This is a genomic window from Actinopolymorpha alba DSM 45243 (genome assembly GCF_000373925.1).
GTDB lineage: Bacteria > Actinomycetota > Actinomycetes > Propionibacteriales > Actinopolymorphaceae > Actinopolymorpha > Actinopolymorpha alba.
The window spans coordinates 22,713-45,817 of sequence record NZ_KB892755.1; the positions used below are offsets into that span (position 1 = coordinate 22,713).

Annotated in this window: 20 protein-coding genes and 1 pseudogene; 7 read left to right on the top strand and 14 right to left on the bottom strand. The window is 67.7% G+C overall.

Going from position 1 to position 23,105, the window contains the following annotated elements:
• Window positions 1-78: 78 nt before the first annotated feature.
• From B141_RS0116935 to B141_RS0116980, 10 genes are read right to left on the bottom strand one after another with little or no spacing between them, the layout of a single operon-like run.
• Window positions 79-942, bottom strand: a complete 864-nt coding sequence (locus tag B141_RS0116935) for an HpcH/HpaI aldolase/citrate lyase family protein (protein ID WP_020576364.1) — start codon at window positions 940-942, stop codon at window positions 79-81.
• Window positions 942-2,183: a CaiB/BaiF CoA transferase family protein gene (locus tag B141_RS0116940; protein ID WP_020576365.1), complete on the bottom strand. Its 1,242-nt coding sequence runs from the start codon at window positions 2,181-2,183 to the stop codon at window positions 942-944. The genes B141_RS0116935 and B141_RS0116940 overlap by 1 nt, the downstream gene beginning before the upstream one ends.
• 23 nt (window positions 2,184-2,206) lie before the next feature.
• Window positions 2,207-3,613 carry an ADP-ribosylglycohydrolase family protein gene (locus tag B141_RS0116945; protein ID WP_020576366.1) on the bottom strand — a complete coding sequence of 469 codons (1,407 nt, stop codon included), beginning with the start codon at window positions 3,611-3,613 and terminating at the stop codon, window positions 2,207-2,209.
• Complete coding sequence (locus tag B141_RS0116950) at window positions 3,613-4,806, bottom strand: ADP-ribosylglycohydrolase family protein (RefSeq protein WP_020576367.1); 1,194 nt, start codon at window positions 4,804-4,806, stop codon at window positions 3,613-3,615. The genes B141_RS0116945 and B141_RS0116950 overlap by 1 nt, the downstream gene beginning before the upstream one ends.
• Window positions 4,807-4,835: 29 nt before the next feature.
• Window positions 4,836-5,912 (bottom strand): ADP-ribosylglycohydrolase family protein, encoded by a 1,077-nt coding sequence (locus tag B141_RS41130; RefSeq protein ID WP_020576368.1) that lies wholly within the window; start codon window positions 5,910-5,912, stop codon window positions 4,836-4,838.
• Window positions 5,909-6,922: an ADP-ribosylglycohydrolase family protein gene (locus B141_RS0116960; RefSeq protein WP_020576369.1), complete on the bottom strand. Its 1,014-nt coding sequence runs from the start codon at window positions 6,920-6,922 to the stop codon at window positions 5,909-5,911. The genes B141_RS41130 and B141_RS0116960 overlap by 4 nt, the downstream gene beginning before the upstream one ends.
• A gap of 40 nt (window positions 6,923-6,962) precedes the next feature.
• Complete coding sequence (locus B141_RS0116965) at window positions 6,963-8,258, bottom strand: ABC transporter substrate-binding protein (RefSeq protein WP_020576370.1); 1,296 nt, start codon at window positions 8,256-8,258, stop codon at window positions 6,963-6,965.
• A 33-nt stretch (window positions 8,259-8,291) separates the two neighbouring features.
• The gene (locus B141_RS0116970) at window positions 8,292-9,131 is read right to left on the bottom strand and encodes a carbohydrate ABC transporter permease (RefSeq protein ID WP_020576371.1); all 840 of its coding nucleotides are present in this window, start codon (window positions 9,129-9,131) and stop codon (window positions 8,292-8,294) included.
• A gap of 1 nt (window position 9,132) precedes the next feature.
• Window positions 9,133-10,131 (bottom strand): carbohydrate ABC transporter permease, encoded by a 999-nt coding sequence (locus B141_RS0116975; protein ID WP_020576372.1) that lies wholly within the window; start codon window positions 10,129-10,131, stop codon window positions 9,133-9,135.
• Window positions 10,128-11,120 (bottom strand): LacI family DNA-binding transcriptional regulator, encoded by a 993-nt coding sequence (locus B141_RS0116980; RefSeq protein WP_020576373.1) that lies wholly within the window; start codon window positions 11,118-11,120, stop codon window positions 10,128-10,130. Before B141_RS0116980 ends, B141_RS0116975 begins: the two co-directional genes overlap by 4 nt.
• 1,184 nt (window positions 11,121-12,304) lie before the next feature.
• Here B141_RS0116980 and B141_RS0116985 point away from each other — a divergent pair.
• Together B141_RS0116985 and B141_RS41135 are read left to right on the top strand one after the other, a co-directional pair.
• Window positions 12,305-13,459 (top strand): phosphotransferase, encoded by a 1,155-nt coding sequence (locus tag B141_RS0116985; RefSeq protein WP_020576374.1) that lies wholly within the window; start codon window positions 12,305-12,307, stop codon window positions 13,457-13,459.
• Window positions 13,460-13,608: 149 nt separating this feature from the next.
• Window positions 13,609-14,475 carry a P-loop nucleotide/nucleoside kinase family protein gene (locus tag B141_RS41135; protein WP_084678344.1) on the top strand — a complete coding sequence of 289 codons (867 nt, stop codon included), beginning with the start codon at window positions 13,609-13,611 and terminating at the stop codon, window positions 14,473-14,475.
• Here B141_RS41135 and B141_RS0116995 read toward each other — a convergent pair.
• Window positions 14,460-15,089, bottom strand: coding sequence for an SRPBCC family protein (locus B141_RS0116995; protein WP_020576376.1), 630 nt, complete (start codon window positions 15,087-15,089; stop codon window positions 14,460-14,462). The two genes, B141_RS41135 and B141_RS0116995, sit on opposite strands and share 16 nt — an antisense overlap.
• A 110-nt stretch (window positions 15,090-15,199) precedes the next feature.
• Window positions 15,200-15,508, bottom strand: coding sequence for a DUF4180 domain-containing protein (locus B141_RS0117000; protein ID WP_020576377.1), 309 nt, complete (start codon window positions 15,506-15,508; stop codon window positions 15,200-15,202).
• A gap of 94 nt (window positions 15,509-15,602) precedes the next feature.
• On the opposite strand from B141_RS0117000, the gene B141_RS0117005 reads away from it, so the two are divergent.
• The 4 genes and pseudogenes from B141_RS0117005 to B141_RS0117020 all read left to right on the top strand — a co-directional run.
• Window positions 15,603-18,167, top strand: coding sequence for an amidase (locus tag B141_RS0117005; RefSeq protein ID WP_020576378.1), 2,565 nt, complete (start codon window positions 15,603-15,605; stop codon window positions 18,165-18,167).
• 188 nt (window positions 18,168-18,355) lie between these two features.
• Entirely contained in the window at window positions 18,356-18,886 is a 531-nt protein-coding gene (locus B141_RS41140) for a SigE family RNA polymerase sigma factor (protein ID WP_020576379.1), read from the top strand.
• Entirely contained in the window at window positions 18,883-20,289 is a 1,407-nt protein-coding gene (locus B141_RS0117015; RefSeq protein ID WP_020576380.1) for a hypothetical protein, read from the top strand. The genes B141_RS41140 and B141_RS0117015 overlap by 4 nt, the downstream gene beginning before the upstream one ends.
• A gap of 98 nt (window positions 20,290-20,387) precedes the next feature.
• Window positions 20,388-20,975: pseudogene (locus B141_RS0117020) on the top strand (dienelactone hydrolase family protein); the annotation flags it as partial.
• Window positions 20,976-21,325: 350 nt separating this feature from the next.
• Here the strand turns inward: B141_RS0117020 and B141_RS0117025 are convergent.
• A complete protein-coding gene (locus B141_RS0117025; protein WP_020576382.1) occupies window positions 21,326-22,231 on the bottom strand; it encodes a sigma-70 family RNA polymerase sigma factor in 906 nt (301 codons plus the stop codon).
• Between the two features lie 150 nt (window positions 22,232-22,381).
• Here B141_RS0117025 and B141_RS0117030 point away from each other — a divergent pair, with 150 nt between their 5' ends.
• Window positions 22,382-22,732 (top strand): DoxX family protein, encoded by a 351-nt coding sequence (locus B141_RS0117030; RefSeq protein WP_020576383.1) that lies wholly within the window; start codon window positions 22,382-22,384, stop codon window positions 22,730-22,732.
• Between the two features lie 21 nt (window positions 22,733-22,753).
• Here the strand turns inward: B141_RS0117030 and B141_RS0117035 are convergent, their stop codons facing one another.
• A complete protein-coding gene (locus tag B141_RS0117035) occupies window positions 22,754-23,074 on the bottom strand; it encodes a DMT family transporter (RefSeq protein ID WP_020576384.1) in 321 nt (106 codons plus the stop codon).
• Between the last annotated feature and the right edge of the window lie 31 nt (window positions 23,075-23,105).

Sequence of the window (23,105 nt, forward strand, 5' to 3'; positions counted from 1 at the left end):
GTTCACATAGCGGAGCGTGTACTCGGGCCGATTGCTGACAACCCGATCGCAGTCAACAGCACGTTGCGGGGGAAGCCCTTACGACGCTCCCTCCGAACCCGCCCCGGCAGGCGTTGTACCCGTCCGCTCGGCCAACTCAAGCACACGCTCGGCGCCGCGTCGCATCGCGACGTCCAGGAAACGTCCGTCTGCGAGTACGGCAGTGCCGTCGCCCGCGACCTCTGCCTGTGCGAGCGCGTCGATGACGGCCCGGGCACGGGCGACCTCCGTGGAGGAGGGCGCGAAGGCCGCCTCGATCACCGGTAGCTGTCGTGGATGGATCGCCGCGCGCCCGAGCATTCCCAGACTCCGCCCGACCTGGCAGGAACGCGCAAGCCGGGCGAGGTCGCTGACATCGGTGAACGCCGACATGGCGGGCGGGCGGAGTCCGGCAGCCGCCGACGCGACGACGATACGACTGCGTACCCAGCCCAGCGCGTCCTCCTCGCTGATCGCGAGCTGCGAGCACAGGTCGGCTTCACCCAGACCGATCGCGGCCACCTGCGGATGAGCGCTGGCGAGCTCGGCCGCGCGTTCAACGCCACGTGCGGACTCCAACAGCAACGTCAGGGCTCGACCTGTCCCAACCCGGGCGATGATCGTGGCTACGTCGTCGATCCGTTCGACCTTGGGTATACGTACGGAAACGTTCGGCGGTAGTACGGCCACCACGTCGAGATCGGCGGCCAACCACGCACTGTCGATGGCGTTGACGCGTACTTCCACGGCGCGGCCCGGGAACTCCTCGACAACCTCCGCGAGAGCGGCCCGCGCAAGGGGTTTGTGGGCAGGGGCGACCGCGTCCTCGAGGTCGACGATCACCACGTCGGCGGCACTCGTCATGGCCTTGCGGATCCGCTCGGGTCGATCACCCGGAACGTACAACCAGGTCAACGCGGCCATCAGAGGACTCCCTGGTCGCGGAGTTCCTTGATCTCGGCTGGGTCCAGGCCAAGCTCGGTGAGGAAAGTGGCCGTGTCGGCGCCGTGCGCCCGACCCGTGAATCGGATCGTGGCGGGGCCGGCAGAGCTACCCGACGGTCCCGGTGGCCGCGACGGCTCCGACCCGCCGGAGCCGTCGGACAGCCGGAACAGCGAACCCTGCATCGCCATCCGCCCGAAGTCGGGATCGTCGACGTACTGAACCGTCCCGAGCGCCGCGAACTGCGGATCGGCCGCGATGTCGGCCGCGTCGTACACCGGCGCGACCGCCGCCTCGGCCGCCTCGAACGCCTCCAGCACCTCAGCCCGGGTACGCCCGGCCACCCAGCGCGCCACCGCCTCGTCGAGGACATCGGCATGCTCGGCCCGACCGGACCCGCTGGCGAACCATGGTTCGTCGATGACCTCCGGCCTCCCCACCAGCCGCATGACCCGCTCGGCGATGCTCTGCGCGCTGGTCGACACCGCGACCCAGCTGCCGTCGCTGGTGCGGTAGGTGTTGCGCGGCGCGTTGTTCGCCGACCGGTTGCCAGTGCGCGGCGCGATGGTGCCGAGTTGGTCCCAGCGGGTGATCTGGGGTCCGAGCATGGCGAGGATGGGTTCGATGATCGCCACGTCAACGACCTGACCACGCCCGGTGGCCGCACGTGCGTGCAGTGCGGTCATGATGGCGAACGCCGTCGCCAACGACGCGACGCCGTCAGCCAGACCGAACGGCGGAAGCGTCGGCGGACCATCCGGCTCACCGGTGAGGGACGCGAATCCGCTCATGGCCTCGGCCAGCGTGCCGAACCCCGGCCGGCGGCGGTAGGGACCAAGCTGGCCGAAGCCGGTGACGCGAGCGAGGACCAGCCCGGGGTTGGCCGCGGACAGTTGGGCGTACCCAAGGTTCCAGCGTTCCAAGGTGTCCGGGCGGAAGTTTTCGATCACGACGTCCGCCGTCTCGGCGATCCGGACGAACACCTCCTGCCCACGCGGCCGCGACAGGTCGAGGGTCACCGCCCGCTTGTTCCGGCCGAGCGTCTTCCACCAGAGGTTCTGGCCGTCCTTCGCCGGTCCGTGTCCGCGGGCCGGGTCGGGCCGGCGCGGATGCTCGATCTTGACGACCTCCGCGCCCAGGTCGCCGAGGTGCATCGCGGCCATCGGGCCAGCGAACAACGTCGACATATCGATGACCCGTAGACCGTCGAGTGGGGCGTTCATCGCGGGTCTCCTTCAGAGGTGTGTCATGAGGTCGACCGAAGCCGGTCGGCCACCGTCTTGGTGCGCGCGGCAAGGACGTCGAAACCGATCCCGTCGAAGCCCGCGAGGGTCGAGGCGAGCCGGTTGTCCAGGGGGCTGATCCACGACTGAGGAAGTGCCCGCGCCCCGGTGAGTGCCCCGACGATCGAGCCGACGGTCGCGCCGTTGGAGTCGGTGTCCCAGCCACCGCTCACCGCGTGGGTGATGCTCGCGGAGTAGTCGCCGTCGCCGTACGCCAGTGCCGCGACGACCAGCGCGGTGTTGTTCAGGACATGGACCCAGTGCAGGTTGCCGTAGCGTTCCGCGATGGCGTCAACGGCGTCCTCGAAGTCGGCATGGGTGGCCGGCAGATCGCGGGCGAAGCGCACCGCCTCCGCGTACCTCGACTGTGGGGGTACGACGTCGAGCGCCGCATCGAGCACCTCGTCCACGCGGTCAGCCACCAGTGCCGCGGCGCTCGCGGCCGCGACGAACATCTCGCCGTACACGCCGTTGCCGGTGTGGGTGAGCACCGCGTCGCGCCAGGCGAGTCGCGCCGCTCTGGCCGGATCGCCGGGTGCGGCCCAGCCGAAGACGTCGCCGCGGATCTGGGCGCCGATCCACTCCTGGAACGGATTGCGGACCCGCGCGCACCGCTGAGGCGGGTATCCAAGCAGGAGGTTGCGGTAGGCGACCCGCTCGGCGGTGAAAACCCGACCCGCGGGTAGCGCCTCGAGCCAGCGCTGCGCGATGTCCTCGGTCGTAACGGACGCACCATGGTCTTCGAGCAGCGCGAGGTTGAGCAGCGGGAAGTTCAGGTCGTCGTCCTCGGGCATGCCCGCGATGTTCTCGACGAGTGACGTTGGCGCGCTGCGCCGATTCCATGGCCAGCGGGCCGCGACCTCAGCCGGCAGATCACGTTCAGTGAAGTACGCATGTAACGGCCAGCGCCCCTGCGACTGAAGGATCTCCCGGATGCCCCGGCGGGGGATCTTCTCGACCGGCTTGCCCAGCAGGCAGCCAGCCGCGCGGCCGAGCCACGCACCGTGGTACCGATCCATCGACGGGGCGCCCGGCGACGGGGACGCGGCAGCCGGTGCGGCCGGTGCCGCGGGCGCGGCCGATGCGGAGTCCCGGAGCGCGGGGGCGAGGTGGGCGATCTCCGGCAGGTCGGTGGGTTCGCGGTCGGCGTACGGCGATGGGAGGGCGTCGAGCTCGTCGAGGAGCCGCTCGGCCAGCGCCCGCAGCTCCGCCGAGAACGGCAGGTCCGATGCGCCGGCATGGAGGGGACGGGGGTCGCCGCCGGCGTCGACCCATTGCGCGCGCAGGGCCGCCACGTCGAGGCGAGCGAGTTCAGCCCGGTGGAGCGCGTGCCCCACCAGATCCGGCGGCTGGATCCAGGTCAGTCTCATCACGACGCCTGCGCTGGAGCGGTCTCGGACGGCGGGCGCTGAGTGGCGCCCGTCAGCGCGTCGAACGCCGCGTCCGCAGCCGCGCGGCGGGCCCCGTCCGCCTTCCGGATCGTCTCTGTGGCCTGTACCAGCCGGGCAATCGGCCCCTCCAGGTCGAGGCGGCTTGCCGTACCCACCGCCTCGACGAGATCGGCCGGAACCACGTCGCGGCCGCCGAGCGCTCCGGCGATCGCACCGGCCATGGTGGCGATCGAGTCGGAGTCGCGGCCGTAGTTGACCCCACCCAGAACGGCATCGGTCCACTGTCCGCCGGACAGGACCACCATCCCCAGCGCCACCGGCAACTCCTCGATGGAATGCAGGCGACTTGGTCGGCGGGCACCGAGGCCCTGGTCCCGGTAGTCGTCGCCGACCGTGTCGAACTCCCGCATCGCCGCTCGCAGAACGCCAGAGGTGATCGCGTCGGTCCAGTGGTCCGCGGCCTGCGCCGCCTCGACGACCCGCTCGATCGCCGCGCGGGTACCGTCCTTCGCCAACCGCAAGGCGTCGTTGACAACCTGGTCGATGGTGGCGCCCGGCCGCAGCGCGCTGGCCACTGCGGCCGCCATCACCCCGGCCGCCTCGCGACCGTACGACGTCTGGTGGGCGCCGGCGATGTCGATCGCTTCGGCGTACGCTCCATCTGGATCGCCCGCGTTCACCACTCCTACGGGTGCGACGTACATCGCCGCGCCGCAGTTCACCGCGTTGCCGACGCCGCCTTCGCGCGGATCGGCATGCGCCCAGTTCAGGCGCAGGGCCATGTGCTTCTCGGCGAGGAAGACCCGCTGCAAGGGGAGCGCCATGCTTTCGAGTTCGGGCACCCAGACCGGCGTACTGATCATCTTCGGCACCAGGCGTTCGGCCACGTCGTACGCCGTCAGGTGCGCGTTGGCCTCGGCGTACACCTCGATCAGTAGGTTCGTCATCAAGGTGTCATCCGTCACGTGCCCGTCGCCCTTGTGGTACGGCGCGATCGGGCGTGCCTCGCGCCAGTTGGCGTAGTACGGCGGGACGATCCCCTCCACCCATCCGCCCCACCGGGCGCGGATCTGGTCGGGGCTCCAGCCCTCGGTGGCTCCGCCCAGGGCGTCGCCGACGGCCGCTCCTAACAGGCATCCAGCAGCACGGTCAAAGAGGGCTCCCGCTGTCACAGTTGTTCCTTTCGAAGGTCGGGCCGGGCTTATGAGGCGAACTCGCCCGAGGACGGCGTGGCCGGTTCCACAACGGTGGGGAGCCGGGCGGCCAGGTCGATGAGGTCGATGCCGGCGAGGTCGGGCCGGCAGCAGCCGCTGCTCGTCCGGCACCGGTCCACCCAGGCCGCCGGGAGCGCCGCGAGTCCGCGGGCGGCCCCGATCACGGCGCCGGTGAGGGCCGGGGCTGAGTCCGCGAGTCGTGGGAGGCAGGCCGCGGCGGCGATCGCCTCGGCCGGTCCCACGCCGGTCCGCAGCGCCGTCGCTGCCATCGCGCACGCCACCGCGACCGTCTCCGCGGCGGCGACGCCGTAGCTGTAGACGACATCGAGATGGTCGTCGAGCAAGGCCGCGGCGTCCATCGGCCCGGAGGCGGTCCGGCCGATCTCGCGGGCGCGGCCTACGTTGCGGCCGATCAGGCTCAGCTCCGGCAGGTACGCCTGGGCGAGGTCGAGGGCCGCGTCGAGTTCGGTCCCTCCGACACAGGCCGCGACGAGCGCCGCGACCGCCTTCGCCGCGTGTACGCCGTCCTCAGCGTTGGTCACCTCGGCATCCCAGCCGGCAAGCTCGGCGGCGCGTTCGGGGCTGCTCGCGTAGACCCCGAACGTCACCGCGCGGACCGCGGCCGCATCGTCGAAGTGGTGCGGATTGTGCTGTCCGGTCAGCGGAATCTCGCGGCCGCGTACGAGCGCGTCGGCGGCCGTGGCGACGCTGATCCGACCACGGGGCAGGGTTCCTTCCCGGGCCGCCGCGCGCCACTGCTGGTGGACGCAATCCCGGGTGGGGTGGGGGCCGAGGGCCAGCAGCCACTGCGCGGTCCACACCACCCAGTCGGTGTCGTCGGCGGGTCCAAGGTGAAGGGGTGCCGTGGGCTGATTGAGGGCGAAGGGCACCGGGAGGGTGGTGACCTCCGCGTCTTCGGCAAAGGTGTCGAGCTCGCGGCGGATCCGGCGGGTCCAGGCCGGTAGCAGGAGGGAACGATGCTGACGCGCTGGCCAGCCGGCGGCATCGCCGACAGCGAGGCCCACCAGTGCGCCGGACCGGCGTTCCGCAAGCGCGGCGCTCATGCGCGTCCTTCCAAACGAGGCGTCGTGGATCTCAGTCCTGCCGTCACCAGCCGCTCGGCCAGCTCGTCCATCCGCTGACCAGCGACGACCTCGCCGAGGCACCGTCCCCTCACCACCCCGGCGGCGCGCCGCCAGTCCGCCGGGATCACCGACTCTCCCCCGAACGCACCGCTGAGCGCGCCGGCGATGGCAGCGGTCGTATCGGCATCCCGGCCCATGGCGACGGCACCCGTCACCGCTCGCCGGAACTCGCCGTCCGCCCGCAGGAACGCCGCGAACGCCAGCCCCAGTGCCTCCGGGCCGAGATCAGTCCACGGGTAGCGCCGCGTGACGAGGGCGTCCAAGATCTGCTCGGCGGACCAGGACCCGGCTGCGGCGTGCATCGCCGTACCCAATCCGGCCGCCGTCCACGACGTGGCCGGAACAGCGGCGAGCGCGTAGTCAGTCGCGGTCCGCGGATCAGCGCCGCCCATCAATGCCGCGACCGCGGCGGCGACCGCCGCACCAGCATGAACGCCTTCGCCGCTGTGGCTGACCGAACCATCAATGCGGGCCAACTTCGCCGCCGTGCCGGGGTCACCTGGCGCGAAGACGCCGTACACCGCCGCCCGCATGGCGAGTCCGTCGCTCCATCCGTGCAGGTGCTGGCCGGTGTCTGGTGGTTGCAGGCCGGCCAGCAGGTTGACGATGGTCCCGAGTTCGCTGAAACCCGCGCCGGGAAAGCCACCCTGGCGGCCAACCAGGTGCTGGCGGTAGGCGTCAGCGATGTGCGCGGCCGACAGAGAATGCCCGTGTTCGAGGAGCAACAGCGCACTGAACGCGGCGTACTCCGTGTCGTCAGTGCCGCTCGGCTGCTCGGTAAGGAAGCCGGTGATCTCGCCCCAACGCTCGCGGATCGCCTGCGCTGTCATGTTCTCCGCTGGTGCGCCCATGGCGTCGCCGACGGCCAGACCGAGCAGGCAGCCACGAGCCCGCCTATGGGCGTCAGGTATGGATACCTGCTCGGTCATGGGTGTCCTCACTTCTTACAGGTCGGGGAACCAGGCTCGCTCAGCGTTGGTAGCGCTCGAGGATGCCGTTGCCGTCCTTGACGAGCTTCTGGCCGAGCTGGTCGATCGTGATCCGGTCCTGGAAGTACTCCTGGATGGACGGGTTCGCGATCTTGTTCTTCCACTCCTCATAGCCCTTGACCGTCTGGAAGGGCGCCTTCTGCAGGAAGGACCCGGACGCGACGGCGACCTCCCAGCCAGGCGTCTTGGTCAGCACTGGGTCGTCAAGAGCGCCTTGACTGGCCGGCACCATGGCGTCGCCGTTCGCGAGGCGGGCTTGGTTCTTGGGGCTGAGGAAGAACTCCATGAACTTCACGGCTTCTTCGGGATGCTTGGTGTCAGCCGATACCGAAAGCGTCTGAGGTGCTGCGGCCTGGGTCTGGCTGGTGCCTTTCAGTGCCGGGATCGTGACCCACTCGAAGTCCTTCGGCGCCTGCTCGATGATCTGTTGGCGGAGCCAGATACCGCTTGGCACCATTGCGAACTTGCCGTCGAAGAACGCGGGAAGGGTGTCGGCGCCGCCCATGCCGATCGCCTCCGGAGCGGCGATCTTGTCCTTGTAGAGCATGTCGTGGATGCGCTGGAGAACGACCTTCTCCGGTGCGCCGAAGACCGCCTGGGACTTGTCGTCCTGTTGGGCGAAGAACTTCCCATCGAAGTTGAGGGAGAGGTTGAGGATCCGGTTCGCCGGCGACTTCAAGGCGAACGCCGCGCCGTACCGTCCTTGCTTCGTCAGCTTCTTCGCATTGGCGGTGAACTCGTCCCAGGTCCAGGGGTCGTCCGGTGCCGGGACCTTGATTCCGGCTTCGTCCAGGAGCTTCTTGTTGGCGAAGACCACAAAGGCGTCGAGCAGGAATGGCATGCCGTAGACGCCGTCGTCGAAGGTCGCGGTGTCCCAGATCGCGGGCCGGATATCCCTGCGGGTCTTGTCCGTCAGGTAGTCGTTGAGGTCGAGAAGGTTCCCGCGATCGGCGAAGTCGCGAAGGTACGACGACTCGTAATGAAAGATGTCGGGCGCGGTCCCGCCTTCAAATCCGGTGACGAGCTGGTCCTGGACGGACCCCCAGTCGCCCTGGACGTACTCCACCTTCACATTCGGGTTGGCCTTGTTCCATTCCGCCACGATCTCCTTGTTGGCGGCGATGGACTCAGGCTGGAACGCCAGACTCTGGAAACGCAGCGAGATGGGTTCCTTCGGGGAGCCCGCCTCATTGGTGCCGGAGCCGGCGCCGCAACCGGCGGCGATGAGAGCGCCGGCGGCGACAAGTGCGGCGGCAGCGCGGACGCGGTGTCGCATTCTTCCTCCTTCAGTAAGGCTTGGGGTGGTTGCTCAGGACTTCACGGCGCCGCTCAGCAGCCCGCTGGTGAGATGACGTTGGATGATCGCGAAGAAGATGAGACTGGGAATGGTCGCGACGAGTGAAGCCGCCGCGAGTGCTCCCAGCCGGGCTACCCCCTCTGCGCCGATGAACTTCACCAGCGTCAAGGACAGCGTCGACAATTCAGGACTCTTGAGCAGGACCAGCGCGAAGAAGAACTCATTCCAGGCGGAGACGAACGTGAACAATGCGGTTGCCACGACACCGGGCACCAGCAGCGGTGCGAGGATTTCGCGGATCATCCGGACTCGGCTCGCTCCGTCGATGGCGGCGGCTTCTTCGACTTCGATGGGAATGCTCTGGACGTGGCTGCGCAGCATCCACAGCGCGAACGGCATGCTCCACACGATGTAAACGATGATCAGGCCCAGGTGGGTGTCGAAGAGCCCGAAATCTCGCACGATCAGAAAGAGCGGGATGATCACGAGAATGAACGGGAAGATCTGGCTGAGCAGCACCCATACCATCGTCGACTTGCCGACGATGGAGCGATATCGGGCCATCACGTAGGCGCCAGGTACAGCCAGGCCCACCGTGACCAGTGACGAGACGCCCGCGACATAGAGCGTGTTGAGGATGGAACGCAGGATCGGTTGCTGTTCGAACGCCGTACGGAAGTTCTCCAGCGTCGGGTGGATCGGAATCACCGTCGGGTCGATCCGGGCGATCTCCTGCGGCGTCTTGAGGGCGGTGGAGATCAGCCACCACAGCGGAAAGGCGAGAAAGACCAGATAGCCGGCCAGGGCGAGGTACTGCAATGCGCGCCGCGACGGGCTGGTGCGGGTCATCATGTCAGTCGTCCTCCCGCATCCGGATACGTAGGTAGAACACGACGAAGAGAGCGATCACGATCACCATCGCGTTACCAAGAGCCGCCGCGTAGCCGTAGTTGCCGTAGCGGAATGCCTCCTCGTAGGCGAACAGCAGCGGCAGTCTGGTTTCTCCGCCGGGCCCGCCCTGGGTGAGCACATAGACCAGGCCGAAGGAGTTGAAGTTCCAGATGAAGTCCAGCGTGGTGATTGCCACAATGATGGGGCGCAGGTGGGGCAGGGTGACAGACCAGAATCTGCGCCAGCTTCCCGCGCCGTCGACGGCCGCCGCCTCGTGCAACTCCTGGCGTACCCCCTGCAGGCCGGCCAGGAGGACCACCGTCGTTTGCGGCATCCCAGCCCAGACGGCCACCAGGATGACCGCGGGCAAAGCCAGCTCGGCCGTATTGAGCCAGTCGACATCGCGACTGATAAGCCCAAGGTCTCCCAGAATGGTGTTGAGGATGCCGGCATTCGGGTGATAGACGAGCCGCCACATGATGCCGATCACGACCGGCGGCATCGCCCAGGGCACCAGTGCGAGTGTCCGCGCGAGCCACCTCATCCGCAACGGCTCGTTGAGCAGGAGGGCGAGCCCGAAGGCAAGGAAAAACTGCAGGGCCGTTACGGCGACGGCCCAGATCAGGCCGATCCGGAAGGACGACCAGAAGTACGAATCGCCGAGGAGCTGTGCGTAGTTTTCGAAACCGGTGAAGCTGGTCACGGAGTTCCGGCCGGCGCGAGCATCGGTGAACCCGAGGTAGATCCCGCGCAGCAGGGGATAAACGCTGAACGCAACGATCGGTAGGAGTGCCGGAATCACCAGGATGAGGCCGTCCCGGTCGAGCCCGAGAAGCGTACGCCGGCCCGACGGGCGGCCGGACCCGTGCCGACCCGGCGTACGACCGGGTTGACGGCCTGCCGTCCGGCGCCGACCTGCCTGCGCCGAGGTGCCTTCGGGCACCGTCGTTGACCGGCTCATCTGCTGCTCTCCCGAATGTTGAGGGAAGGCTCGACCGCGACGCGAGTGCGTGCGGCGGCGCGGCCGGCCAGCCGATCGAGCAGCAACTGGGCCGCCAACTGCCCGCGTTGAGCCGCACCGAGGTCGACGCTGGTGAGCGGCGGGTAGGCGGTCGCGGCCAACTCCGTGTCGTCGATGCCGACCACCTTGACGTCGCGAGGAACGACCCGGCCGGCTTCCCGAAGCGCCTGCATGGCGCCGATCGCGATCCGGTCGTTCGCGCCAACCAGCCCGTCGATCGGAGTGCCCGCGAGCAGGTCCTTGGTCGCCTCGAGCCCGCCAGCGATGTGGAAGTTGGTGAAGCGTACGAGCTCGTCACGTACCGGCAGGCCGGCCGAGCGGAGTCCGTCCACGTAACCGGCGTACCTCGCTGATCCCGGCGTTGTGTCGGCTGGCCCGTTGACCAGGGCAATGTCTCGGCAGCCGGCAGCCGCGAGGTGCTCGACCGCCAGCCTGGTGCCAGTGCGGGAGTCCGCCCGCACAGCGTCCACGTCCACGGTCTCCGGCAGCGAGCCGATGACCACGACCGGGACGGCCGTTTGGGCCAAGGCCGCGAGGTGCCGGTCGGTGACTCGGATGGGGCACAACACCAGACCGTCCACATAATGCTGGTTGAGGCTTTCCAGGACCTGGATCTCCTCCCCGACGTCTGCGCCGGTGCTGTGCAGCAGAAGGCGATAGCCCGCGCTACGCAGAAGCGGCTGGATCGCTCGCACCATCGCCAGGTAGGCCGGGTTGCCGATGTCCTCCATCGCGAACGCGATCTGGCCGGTGTGCCGCGTCTTCAGCGTCTGCGCGGCCGCACTCGGGAGGTAGCCGACCTGCGCCGCCGCGGCCCGGACCCGCGCGACGGTGTCAGGATTCGAGGTCTGGCCGTTGAGCGCCCGCGACACCGACGAGATCGACACGCCGGCGGCCTGCGCCACTGTCTTGATCGTCGCGCGCGCCATGGTCATCCTTCCAGGCACCTAGGGGTTGGAAACGTTTCCGACCTGGCCCGACCGATGTCTCGGAAACGTTTCCGGGCGATGGCGGCAGAGTTAACTCGGCTGCGTGGCACCTTGTCAAGACCCACGGAGTGAACCCGTAGCCACCCACTCAGCCGGGGCCGGCCTGCCGCGAGGTTGAGATCGCGGGTGGGGAAGGCGTGCTCTACCGGCCCTTCGCAGATGCGAGCCGTCTGCCTGACTCCAGTGGTGAGGGCCCAGGCGGGCCCGCCGGCGCCTCCGCACGGTCGCGGCTGCGGAGGCTTCACCTCGCCGCGGTGTGACGCCACCTATTTCGATCTGCAGAAGAACGCCGTCCGGGTTGAGGACGAGGCGTACCGCGCGAGCGGCTTGCATCATCCCCGCCATAACGGCGGCCCCTTTCATGACCGGCAAGTTGGTGCCCGCCCATAGAGCGGGGCCAGTCGACGTCCGCGTGTTGGGACAAGAGCAGGACGATCTGAAGGGTTATTCGTACCCCGTCGCACCGGCAACTTGCGGCGTCGTGAAGGAAACGGGAGGTGCCGGGGGCGTCTCGCATTGTGTACACCTTCTGCAGTGCGAGGCGGGGCATTTCCCTACCAGACAAAGCAAATTTGCCTAGCGAGGTGGGGACTTGCCGCGTGAGGACTGCCAAAGGGTGTACACAATGTGAGACAGAAGCCTGGCTTCTCACTATCCGATACAACCGGGTGTACGCCATTCGAGGCAGCCGCCACCTCATTCGGATTCTCCCCACGAAGCACGCCGAATTCGCTTGCTCGGTGGTCGCGTGGCGCACGAGGACTCGACCTGGTCTCACATCCGCTGTTCTTCAGTAAGATTGTGAAAACTTTAGGGGGTCATAGCGCCCCAAAGTTTTCACGATCACAGCTGGCCCGCCCACTACGACATCGCCGCGCCTTGCCGCGGCGAGGTGGCGCCCACAATGCGCCGGTCTTCTGGTCCGCACACGGGTCCTCGGCCTTGGCTGTCAGGGGTTGACAACCCATCGATGGGCGTGGCTACGCTTCGACCAGCGCGTTGGGGATCGCGCCGCGACTCGCCGGAAGGCTTGAAGCCATCCCTCTCCTTAACGAGTCGAGCGACGGACGCCGAAGCTCTTTGGTCTGCCCGTGCGAGTCCGGGCGAAAGAGCGAGGTGTTCTTGTGAAGACGCTCCCCGACAATCCGAATCTCGATCATCTTCGCCAGCAGGCCAAGGATCTGTTGGCTGGCCTGCGCGATTCCAAGCCCGAAGTCACGCTTTCGGAGGCGCAGGCGGCGCTGGCGGGGCAGTACGGCTTCCGTACCTGGACCGACCTGAAGGCCGAGGTCGATCGCCGGGCAGGGAAAGCCGACATCACCGACGACGCACTCGCAAAGGCGATCGCCGAGCGGTACAACCTCGGGAAAGTCACCGCTCCGATGCGATCATTGGCCCGCGCGGACGAGGGCGGTCGACGCTGGTCGCTCGAAACCGAGCGCGGTCGGTGGGAAGCCCGGACGATGGACAACTGGATCCCGATCGTCGACGCCGACACCGGCGTCCAGTTGCAGGAAGCGGCCGCGAAGGTCGGCGTCGGGCTCCCCCTCCCAGTCCGCAGTATCTCCGGCGCCGTCATCGAGACGATTGGTGAGCACAGCTGGCGGGTCGACGAGTCGGTGCAGGCTGGACCGCCGCTGTCGGCGCCGGTGGGAGCGACGGCCGCGTACGCCGCCGGCGAGGTGCTCGCGACGCTGCACGGTCTGGCGCTCCCTGTCGACCGGATCTGTCCGTACCACTCGAGGCGGTTGACTGAGGAGAGCTGGGCCGAGTTGGCCGCCAGGGCAAGGGCCGCGCAGGCCGACTGGGCTGAGAAGCTGGCGGCCGCGACGCCCAACCTGACCGACCTGGAACGCATCGGTGAAGGCGTCGAACCGCCGGCGCCCGTGCTGACGCACAACAACTTCACGCCGGGCAACGTTCGCAAGGCTGCTGACAGCCGGCTGATCGTCGTGGGCTGGGAGAACGTCGGCGGCCAGCCGCCAAGCTGGGAACTCGCCAACACCCTGATGCAGTGGGTGATTGGCAATAGCGCGGGCGCCCGCGCGATGCTCGGCGGCTATCGTGCGGTCGCCGGAGGCCTGCCGAGGCTGGACCTCGCGATGTTCCGGGGTGGCACGATCAGCTTCGCGAACTACGTGTTCGGTCAGGTCGACTACGCGCTGAACGCCACCGAACGCGAGGACCGGCGGCACGCGAACCGCAGCGTGCGGCACCTGCTGGCCGGTCTGCCAACGCGCAGAGACCTCGAGCGGTTGGTCGAACTCGCCACGCACTGAAGGTTGGCGGAAGGAAGGCCACCGGGAAGCGGTGCGTCTCCACCTAATTAATCACGGTGGGAGCCGAAGAACAAGACTTGAATTCGGGAGTGCGGACACCGAAAACTTGCCACCGGAATAACCAATAGCCACAGGTGAAAGGGGATTCGGTGAAGCTTCCGCAGGTGTTGTGGATCGGTGGTCCACCCGGGTCGGGTAAGACGACGGTTGCGCGACGGCTAGCCCGACGGTACGGACTGCGGTGGTACAACTCCGATGCGCACACCTGGGAGCATCGTGATCGAGCACTCGCGGCGGGAGTTGCGGCGGCGGTCCGCTGGGAGGCATGGCGGGCAATGGATGAGGCAACGCGGGCGGCCACACCGCTCGCCGAGCAGCTCACGATGGCCTTGCACGACGAGCGCGGGCCGATGACCGTCGACGATCTGCTGGCGCTGCCGAGCTCGCCACTGATCGTGGCAGAGGGTACGCAGATCACGCCGAAGCTCGCTGGTGACGGTTCAAATGCCCTTTGGTTGATACCTTCACGCGAGGTTCGGCGCGACAGGTTGGAGGCGCGCCACGGTCCCGGCGGGCCACCCCCGCTGTACCTGTTCCTGGGTCAACTGATCGAGGATGAGGTGAGACGCGCGGGCGCCCAAACGCTGGTGATCGAACGCGAGACCACAGTCGAGCAGACGATGGCGGCGGTCGAGGAGTATTTCGCGGACGCGCTTGCGAGCGGACCGAAGGCCGAGACGGCGCACGACCGCCGCGCACTTCTGCGCTATGCCAACCGCGCCATTGTCTCGCAGTACCGCGCATTCTTTGCCCGGCCGTGGAGCTCCGGCGACCTGAGTTCGGCGGTCGCGGCGTTCGAGTGCGAATGCGCGGATCCCGAATGCGATGCGAACGTCGAACTCCCCGTCACCGACTTTCCTACCCCGCCGGACGACCACACCTCGCCGCCCGTTGTCGCCGCGGGCCACAGCCACCCCGACTTCCGGAGCGGCCGAGCGGGTCACCCCGAGGTGTAGAACTCGGTTGTCCCCGCGACCTGCTTGGCGACGGCATCCGCTGGCTCGCCGGCCGCGATCGATACCTCGCCCCAGGCCTGGGAGCTGCGGGTCGCCGCCCGCTTGGCGTCCGCGCTGGATTCCCACGTCTCGACGTCGAACTCCAGTCCGCCCAGATGCCAGCCGAGTGCGACCAGTGCGAGGTCCCAGCCGACGCCGCCAGCGCCCGGGCCGTACTGCTCCCACATGTCGTCTGGGATTACCGCGGCGTGCTCGAGCACGAGCTCGGTCGACCCGTCGATGGCGGTAAGGCGTACCTCGACCTCGCTCACATCTTTGTCGGTGACGTTCTCGCCGTAGATCCACGTGGCCTTGAGCAGGTGCGGTGGCTCGCAGACGAGGATCTCGCCGCGGGCGTTGTCCTTGAGTTGGTACGTCCCACCGAGCCGCAGGTCGCCTTCGACGGGCAGCAGCCACCGGCTGATCCGGTCGGTGGTCGTGAGCGCGTCCCAAACGTCGCTGATTTTGGCGTCGTACGTGCGGCTGAGCACGATCGTGCGCCCTTCCCCGGCCGGGATGCGCTTCGTGTCGACCGTCCGCGCAACCGCATTGATCTGGTCGAGGATGTCACTCATGCTCGTTGCCTTCCCTCTCTAGCGGAAACCTTCCCGCGCAAACAGTAACAGCTCTCGCTTATATAAGCGAGGGCTGTTACGGAGAGAGGTCGACGAACGGAGTCGACCGGTTAGCGGGCGGTCAGGCGCTCGTTGAGTTCGTCGAGGCTGGTCAGGAACCACACCTGTCGGCCGCGGTTCGACTCGCGTACGAAGCTCGCGAACGCCTCGCTCTGCTCGACGTACCGCGACACGTCACCGAGGACAACGAGCCGCGGCAGGTGGTTGACGAGCTTCTGCAGAACCGCGCCAGCGGTGCCGGTCCTGAGCTGGAAGAAGTCTTCCGAGAACCGCTCGACCGGAATCACGATCAGCTCGGCGTGATGCTGGGCGACCTCGCCGATGAGATCGAGGGCGTCGCCTCGCCGCCGCGCCCGCAAACCAGTTTCGCTTAACCGATGAGAACCGACGCGGAAACTCGGCCGTGATCTCGCGGTAGTTGGGTCGCCTCACCAGAACTACCAAGGAGTTCGCATGGCGCAGCGCGGTTCCAAACGGGGAAGAAGGCGGCTCGTCGTCGGCCTCGCCGGATCGATGGCCCTGGCGGGCAGTCTCCTGCCCGCGTCCTCGGTGTCGGCGGTGACGCCGGAAACCTCCGGCAACGGCGCGACGTGGTGGATCCATGACGCCGCTCCACCTGGTCTCGACACGGGCAGTATCCGTTCGGTCAGCCAGTCTCCGGTCGACGGATTCGGCAACATCCTCGTACGTGTCTCCTCCGAGCCCGTGCCCCGCCTCAACGGTCAGATGATGCGGGGCTTCGGGCTCACGTACGACGGCACGGACACGTTCGAGACCACCAGGTCGGTCGACCTTGGTGGAGTGCTCATCACCCGCGAGGTCACGCTCGACGAGGGCGGCGACTGGTCGCGGTTCTTCGACACGTTCACCAACACCACCAACAAACCCGTCACGGTCGAGGTCTCCTTCGGCGGCGCCCTCGGTTATGGATCCGGAAACGATCAGGGTGCGGTCCGTACCACGTCCAGCGGCGACCAGGCCATCACGCCCGACGACGCGTGGACGTTGGTCGCGACACCCGACGCGAACGACCGTCCGGTTGGCGTCGTGCTGGGCAGCCCCGCGCCGTACGCAGGTGCCCTGACGAAGGTCGGCAACCAGGAGCGGGACCCGTTCGAGACGCCACGGGCCACGACGGGTCACGAGTCGAACTTCTACGGGTACGTCAGCAAGCTCACCTTGCGGCCGCAGGAGACCGAGTCGCTCGCAAGGTTCGTCCTGGTGGGAACGACCGGCGCCGATGCCCAGCCGGCCACGGCCGAGCAGCTCGGGAGCCTCGCCGCGGCCCCCGACCTCCGTGGCCTGTCGAAGGCCGAGATCTGTTCGCTGGAGAACTGGGATCTCTCTCGACTGCCGAAGTTCGACGCCAGGACGTGCCCGCAGTTCAGCAAGCTCAAGGTCCCGGCGGCACCGAAGGCGGCCGAGGCGTACACCACCTCGCCGTACGACGTGACCGGCAAGTCGATCGCGAAGCTCCAGGCGGACCTGACGGCCGGCGTCACCACGTCGGAGCAGATCACCCGGGCATACCTCGACCGGATCGCGGTCTATGACCGTGGGCAGTTCGGGTTCCACGCGTACCTCAACGTCGCCGGGAACGCGATCAAGGAGGCGCGGGCGGCCGACCAGGCCCGCAGGAAGGGCGCGACGGGCGAACTGCTCGGCATCCCGATCGCGGTGAAAGATCTGTACGACACCAAGGACATGCCGACGACGGGCGGCTCCCGTGCCCTTGCCGGCTGGCAGCCGGGCACCGATGCCTACCAGGTGGCGAAGCTGCGCGCGGCCGGTGCGGTGATCATCGGCAAGACCAGCCTGTCGGAGTTCGCCCGGTCGGGCAGCTACAGCGACAGCGGCTGGGGCCAGGTGTGGAACGCGCTCTACCCCTCCAAGACGTCGTTCGGGTCCAGCGGCGGGTCGGCGGTGTCGGTCGCCGCGGGCATGGCCGCCGGTGCCATGGGTAGCCAGACCGGGGTCTCGCTGTACGCGCCGAGCACGGGTGCCAGCCTGACGACGTTCCGGGGTACGGACGGCATGGCGAGCGGGCGCGGCGTCATGCCGCTCACCTGGGGGCAGGATTACGCCGGCCCGATCGCGCGTACCGTCACCGATCTCGCGTACCTGCTCAACGCCACCACTGGCACGGACCCGCTCGACGAGCAGACCTTGGAGGCCGATGCCCGCCGCCCGGACGACTGGACGGACTCCCTCGACGCGGACGCGCTGAAGGGGAAGCGGATTGGCTACCTGCCGGGTTCGTTCGTGTCGAGTTACGCCGACGACGGTACGGGTGAGGCGGTGATGAGCCGCTTCGCCGACCTGGCGGCCGCGGGCGCGACGATGGTCTCGATGGCGACGCCGCCGAGCGGTGGGCCGAGCCCGTCCGGTAGCCGCCTCGAGGAGGGGTGGGCGCGCTACATCGAGCCGCACGACACGTTCCCGTACGTGGACGGCGATGCGGTCCAGGCGTCCCCCGACGTACTCCCGTACAGCCGGCAGGAGTTGCGGGACACCCCGCGGATGACGCCGGAGCAGGTGGCTGCGTGGCTCGCCTACCGGCAGCAGTACAAGCAGCGGATCGCCGCCTGGATGGATGAGTACGACGTGGACGCCGTGGTCTACCCCGGCTTCATCAGCGACATGTACAACAACGACAGCGCCAGCAACCAGCACAGCTCCGACCGGGGGACCGGCGTCCTGACGTCGAACGTCGGCCTCCCGACCGTGGTCGTCCCGGTGGGGACCAACCCGCACGGCTACTCGATCTCCATGCAGCTGGTCGGGCGGGCGTGGGACGACGCGGCGGTGCTCGGACTGGGGTACGCCCTCGAGCAGCAGGCGCAGGGTCAGCAGCACTCGGCGTACGTGCCGGCGCTGCCGTACCGCCCGAACGGACGTCCGCACGAGGTCGCCGGCGCGGTCGCAACCGTCGCCCCTGACCGGACTGCGGCTGGCAACAGTGCGCGGAGTCCGCTGCGCAGCGGCAGCCGGATTCCCGAGGAGCAGTACGACCGGTAGTAGCCGGAGTGAGAGGTCGCGCGACCTCGTAGGTGGGGCCGTGGAGACTTTCCCGGGCGCTGGCTCGGGAAAGTTCTCCACGGCCCCTAGCCATGTCTCGGCGCAAACGCTCGAATTCTTGATGCCACTCAACCTTCTCCACAGCGGCGGTACTCCTTGCAAGTGACAGGCTCAACGAAGGGGTAGCGATGAAGGCGAACGACGAAGAGGCGTTCCGCGACTTCGTGAACGCACGCTGGCACAGCCTGTTGCGGACGGCGTACCTGCTGGTGGGTGATTACGGGTACGCGGAGGATCTGGTCCAGGTCGCCTTGGTACGTACGCACCGCCGCTGGCTGAAGATCGAGCGGATCGATGCGCCGGACGCCTACCTACGAAAGGTCCTGGTCAATCTGGCCAGCTCACACTGGCGCCGCCGGTTGCGGTTTCGTGAGTCGCTGGTGGCAGAGCCACCGGATGGCACCGAGGACGATGCGGCTGCGGTGAGCGATCAGCGGGATGAGGTGTGGGCCGCGCTGCGTTCGCTGCCGCCGAGGATGCGCGCGGTTCTGGTTCTGCGGTATTTCGAGGATCTCTCCGAGGTCGAGACCGCCGCGATCCTGGGGTGTTCGACGGGAACGGTCAAGAGCCAGGCCTCGCGTGGCCTCGATCGGCTGCGCGGGGTGTTGCTGGGAGCACAGGTTGATGCGGGCAGCGTGAAAGGGGAGATGTCGGCATGAGAACGCACGCCGATGAGGAACAACTCGAGCAGGAGCTGCGTACTCACCTTCAACGCCATGCGGGATTGGTCCCGGGCAACCTGGGCGGATATGGCAAGGTCATGCGCCGTCGCCGGGCGAGCCAGCAGCGCCGGATCGCCGGGATGGCCGTGGGTGCGGTGGCGGTTCTCGCGGTTGGCGGCACGCTGGCTCCGAGCGTGCCGGGCCTGGTGGATCGGCTGCAGCCGGCCCAGACAGTCCAGGTGGTGACCAGCGATCCGCTGACCTGGCCCACCCGTGGATCCCTCGCCGGGGACAGGGCCTTCCTCGCCAAGGCCAGCACCTTCTTCCGGATCAGGAATGGTGCGACGCCCGGCCAGGTGAAGTTCCTGTACGCCGGTGATATCGCTGACTCGCGGATCGTCGCGGCGGTCGCCAGAGACGCGATCTGGGTGCTGGAGGCCCCGAGGGGAGCTGAGAGTGGCTTCAATGGCTCTGAGGGGCCGTGGCGGGATGAGAAGGGCCAATGGACAAACAACGGCCTGCTGGCGATCGCGATACCAGACAGCGATGGGACGACGGTTATCGCGATGGGGGGCGACATCGATCGGGTAGAGCTGTCGCCGAGACAGGAGATCGATGCCAGCGGCCAGGTCACGCGTGACTGGGGGGCACTGACCGAGCGCAAGGGTGTCTACACCACGCACGTCGATGGATCCGGAGTACCGCAGATGCGGGCTCGAGCGATCAAGGACGGCAAGGTCGTCGCGGACGATTACCTTGTGACAAGTCGCGACCGGAACATCACCGAACCCAAGGCCAGCGCTCGGCTACGTTCCCTTGTCGAGGGGGCCGCGCGCGCCCACGGTGAGCAACCAACCCCCAGGCTCGCCGACGCGTTGGCGGATCTGGAACACGACGTGTTGGGCATCGACGCGATCACCTCGGTCGACGCGTTGTGGCAGTTGAGAGACGAAGCCGGCAACTGGTGGGCCGGCGTAGTGGTACGTACGTCCTACGGTGCGGCCGTGGAAGGGATCTTCCGGTACCGCGACGGCGAATCCCTGCAGCCGCGGTCCATGTTCGACGCGTGGCCGGTCGCCGTGGACCGGGCGGGCACGTCCCCGATGTTCTGGAATCCACCATGCGAGGTGGGTGGGTACCTTCCAGAGGCCATCGGCCCTGTCACGTCCGTCGAGCTCGTCCTTGCGGGTGATGTCCAGCCACGCGACCCGGTGACGGGCCGGCTCTTCAGCAAGCGGATCTGCTCCACCGTGGCCGAACTCGACCGGCTGGCAGACAGGGTGGAGGTCCGGCTCTACGACGCGAACGGCAAGCGGGTCTGGTCTGGCAAACCAGAAGGCGGCTATGACGTTTACGGCCGCCTCGATGCGCCGATAACGAGGGGCCAGAAGGTCGACTGACTGCGTGACCACGCAGGACGTCGTGGTCGCGTACATTGCTCGATATGATTGGATCGTTCTAGAATTCTGGATCGTTCGTTTCCCTCGCAGCCCCGAGCAGGAGTATCGAGATGGTTGAGGTAGTGCTGTTCCACCACGTGCAGGGCCTGACACCGGGCGTCGTCGCGTTCGCCGATGAGCTGCGCCGAGCTGGGCACACCGTGCACACACCCGATCTGTTCGACGGGCGGACCTTCGGCAGCATCGAGGAGGGTCAGTCCGCCGTCGGCGAGATCGGCTTCGAGGAGATCCTCGACCGCGGTGTCCAGGCGGCCGAGAAGCTGCCCGCCGATGTGGTGTACGCCGGCTTCTCGCTCGGCGTCGTCCCGGCGCAGAAGCTGACCCAGACCAGGCCGGGTGCGCGCGGCGCGCTCTTCTTCCACTCCTGCGTGCCCACGTCGTACTTCGGATCGTGGCCCGCCGGCGTCCCGCTGCAGATCCACGGGATGGAGGCCGACCCGTTCTTCGTCGACGAGGGTGACATCGAGGCTGCCCGTGCGCTCGTCGATGAGGTCGAGGACGCGGAGCTGTTCACTTACCCTGGCGACCAGCATCTCTTCGCCGACAGCTCGCTGCCGGCATACGACGCTGACGCCGCCAAGCTCCTGACTGAGCGGGTGCTCGCATTCCTCGCGGCGCGGGGGTGAGGCAAACTCGAAATCCTCGCTGGTTTCCTACCTGAGCTATGACTCTACGGATCGCGTCCAGCCCCGCCCCGTGATCATGATCTTCTTCATGAAGGGTTTCGGGACGTATAGCCCTTTCTGCCTTCATGATCATGGGCCCTCGGGTTGTTGGGCAACGTGCCGTGCGGCCTGGAACCGTGCTGCTTACCGTTTCGGGTCGGGGCACCCTTGTGCGGCTCTATTGGCCAAGGGGACCCCCGACCCAGAACGATGGCCCCGCCGGATGCCGGATTCCCTTGTTTTGTTGGGCTTTCGGGATCCGGTGTTGTCGGTGGTCGCCGCCGTTGACCGGTGGTGTGCGCGAGCAACCGTCACTTGACGGTGGACCAAGGCCCTGGCTGGACGAGCGTCAGTGTCATGGTGCCGAGACGGTCGGCGTCGCCGATGATCTCGATGCGGTGGATACGGTCGTCCGCGTCCATGGTGAGCCGCATGACCGCGCGGACCCGTCCACGCGGTGCGAGCGCGATCCCCGGGACGCCATCGACGAGCACGACGACACCAGACCGTGCGCGATGCGCGAACAGCGGGGTTTCCTCGGCTACCTGCCGGGCGCCGCGCACCTCGGTCGCCACATTGTCAGGTACGAGTTGACGGTCGACCGTGCGTACGACATCCGGGGCGAGCAGGTTGAGGAGGGTGGGAAGGTCCCCGCCCCGCGCGGCCGTCAGGAACGCCTTGACGATCCGGGCGTGTTGCGTGGTACGCCGAGTGTCGAGAGGTGGCGGGCTTCCGTGCAGGCGTTCGCGGGCCCGGCTCGCGAGCTTCTTCGCGGCCACGGCTGATCGGTCCAGCAGTTCGCCGATCTCGTCGAAGGGCATCGCGAAAACGTCGTGCAGAACGAACGCCACCCGCTGGGCGGGCGACAGACGATCGAGCACCACCAGCAACGCGCGACTGACCGAATCGGCAAGCAGGACGTCCTCATCAGCGGAAGCCGCTCCCGGATCATCCCATTCAGTGTCGATGTCGCTCAGGGGTCGCTCGGCTCGTCGTCGGCGGGCGCGCAACTGGTCCAGGGATTCGCGGACCGTGATGGTGGTCAACCACCCGGTGGGGTTCTGGATGTTCTGGACATCGGCGCTGCTGGCCTTCAGCCACGCTCCCTGCACCGCGTCGTCGGCGTCGTCCACCGAGCCGAGCAGGTGAAACGCGACCGATCGCAGGTGCTGCCGATCGGCCTCGAACTGGTCCGCGAGCGCACGGGTCGCTTCCATGGGTCACCTTTCCTGCGCGGCGGTCGTCAAGGAGGTGACCGAACCTTCAGAACGACCGAGAACGACCGAGAACACGGAGACCTGTCACTCGTGAGCCTACAGATCGGGTGCTTCCTGACACTCCAGGACTCGACCGCTGAGGAGTAACCCATGGAACTCGCCTACGTTCTTGTCACGGCGGTGACGGCTGTGCTCATCGCGGTCAATGCCGTGGCCGACTTTCCTCCCGCGAAGTTCGTCCTCGCCAACTCCGCCGAGGTCGGAGTCCCGCCGTCCTGGTTGCCGATGCTGGGAACGCTGAAACTCGCCGGCGGGCTCGGCTTGATCGTTGGCCTCATTGGCGTGCGGGCGATCGGGATCGCGGCGGCGGTCGGGCTCGTGATGTTCTTCATCGGGGCCGTCGTCACGCACCTGCGCGCCCGCGTTCTCTACAACATCGCGTTTCCGGGTGCCTACCTCCTGCTGTCGATCGCCTCACTCGTGCTGGTGATCAGCCACTGACGCCTGACGCCACCGACTCCGCTACGAAGGCGCAACGAACTTCAGGCCGGCGATACCGATGATGATGAACGCGAGGAACACCAGCCGTTGCCAGGTTGCGGGTTCGCCGAGGGCGAGCATGCCCACCACCGCCACGCCGACGGTGCCGATGCCGACCCACACCGCGTACGCCGTACCGACAGGGAGGCTTTTCAGCGCCACCGACAGCATGCCGAGGCTGACCATGGCGACCCCGATCCCGAAGACCGCGGGCCACAGACGGGTCATGCCGTCGGCGTGCTTCAACGCCAGTGACCAGACGATCTCGAGTAAGCCGGCGACGATGAGGATGAGCCATGCCATTGCTGTCTCCCTTGTGTGTAAAGCTCGACTC

Bases quoted from the DNA above. Each gene is read 5' to 3' on its own strand.
- B141_RS0116970 (WP_020576371.1), bottom strand. From the start codon at position 9,131: ATGATGACCCGCACCAGCCCGTCGCGGCGCGCATTGCAGTACCTCGCC.
- B141_RS0116960 (WP_020576369.1), bottom strand. From the start codon at position 6,922: ATGACCGAGCAGGTATCCATACCTGACGCCCATAGGCGGGCTCGTGGC.
- B141_RS0116940 (WP_020576365.1), bottom strand. From the start codon at position 2,183: ATGAACGCCCCACTCGACGGTCTACGGGTCATCGATATGTCGACGTTG.
- B141_RS0117015 (WP_020576380.1), top strand. From the start codon at position 18,883: ATGAGAACGCACGCCGATGAGGAACAACTCGAGCAGGAGCTGCGTACT.
- B141_RS41130 (WP_020576368.1), bottom strand. From the start codon at position 5,912: ATGAGCGCCGCGCTTGCGGAACGCCGGTCCGGCGCACTGGTGGGCCTC.
- B141_RS0117030 (WP_020576383.1), top strand. From the start codon at position 22,382: ATGGAACTCGCCTACGTTCTTGTCACGGCGGTGACGGCTGTGCTCATC.
- B141_RS0117025 (WP_020576382.1), bottom strand. From the start codon at position 22,231: ATGGAAGCGACCCGTGCGCTCGCGGACCAGTTCGAGGCCGATCGGCAG.
- B141_RS0116980 (WP_020576373.1), bottom strand. From the start codon at position 11,120: ATGGCGCGCGCGACGATCAAGACAGTGGCGCAGGCCGCCGGCGTGTCG.
- B141_RS0116995 (WP_020576376.1), bottom strand. From the start codon at position 15,089: ATGAGTGACATCCTCGACCAGATCAATGCGGTTGCGCGGACGGTCGAC.
- B141_RS0116945 (WP_020576366.1), bottom strand. From the start codon at position 3,613: ATGAGACTGACCTGGATCCAGCCGCCGGATCTGGTGGGGCACGCGCTC.
- B141_RS0117035 (WP_020576384.1), bottom strand. From the start codon at position 23,074: ATGGCATGGCTCATCCTCATCGTCGCCGGCTTACTCGAGATCGTCTGG.
- B141_RS41140 (WP_020576379.1), top strand. From the start codon at position 18,356: ATGAAGGCGAACGACGAAGAGGCGTTCCGCGACTTCGTGAACGCACGC.
- B141_RS0117005 (WP_020576378.1), top strand. From the start codon at position 15,603: ATGGCGCAGCGCGGTTCCAAACGGGGAAGAAGGCGGCTCGTCGTCGGC.
- B141_RS0116975 (WP_020576372.1), bottom strand. From the start codon at position 10,131: ATGAGCCGGTCAACGACGGTGCCCGAAGGCACCTCGGCGCAGGCAGGT.
- B141_RS0116965 (WP_020576370.1), bottom strand. From the start codon at position 8,258: ATGCGACACCGCGTCCGCGCTGCCGCCGCACTTGTCGCCGCCGGCGCT.
- B141_RS0116935 (WP_020576364.1), bottom strand. From the start codon at position 942: ATGGCCGCGTTGACCTGGTTGTACGTTCCGGGTGATCGACCCGAGCGG.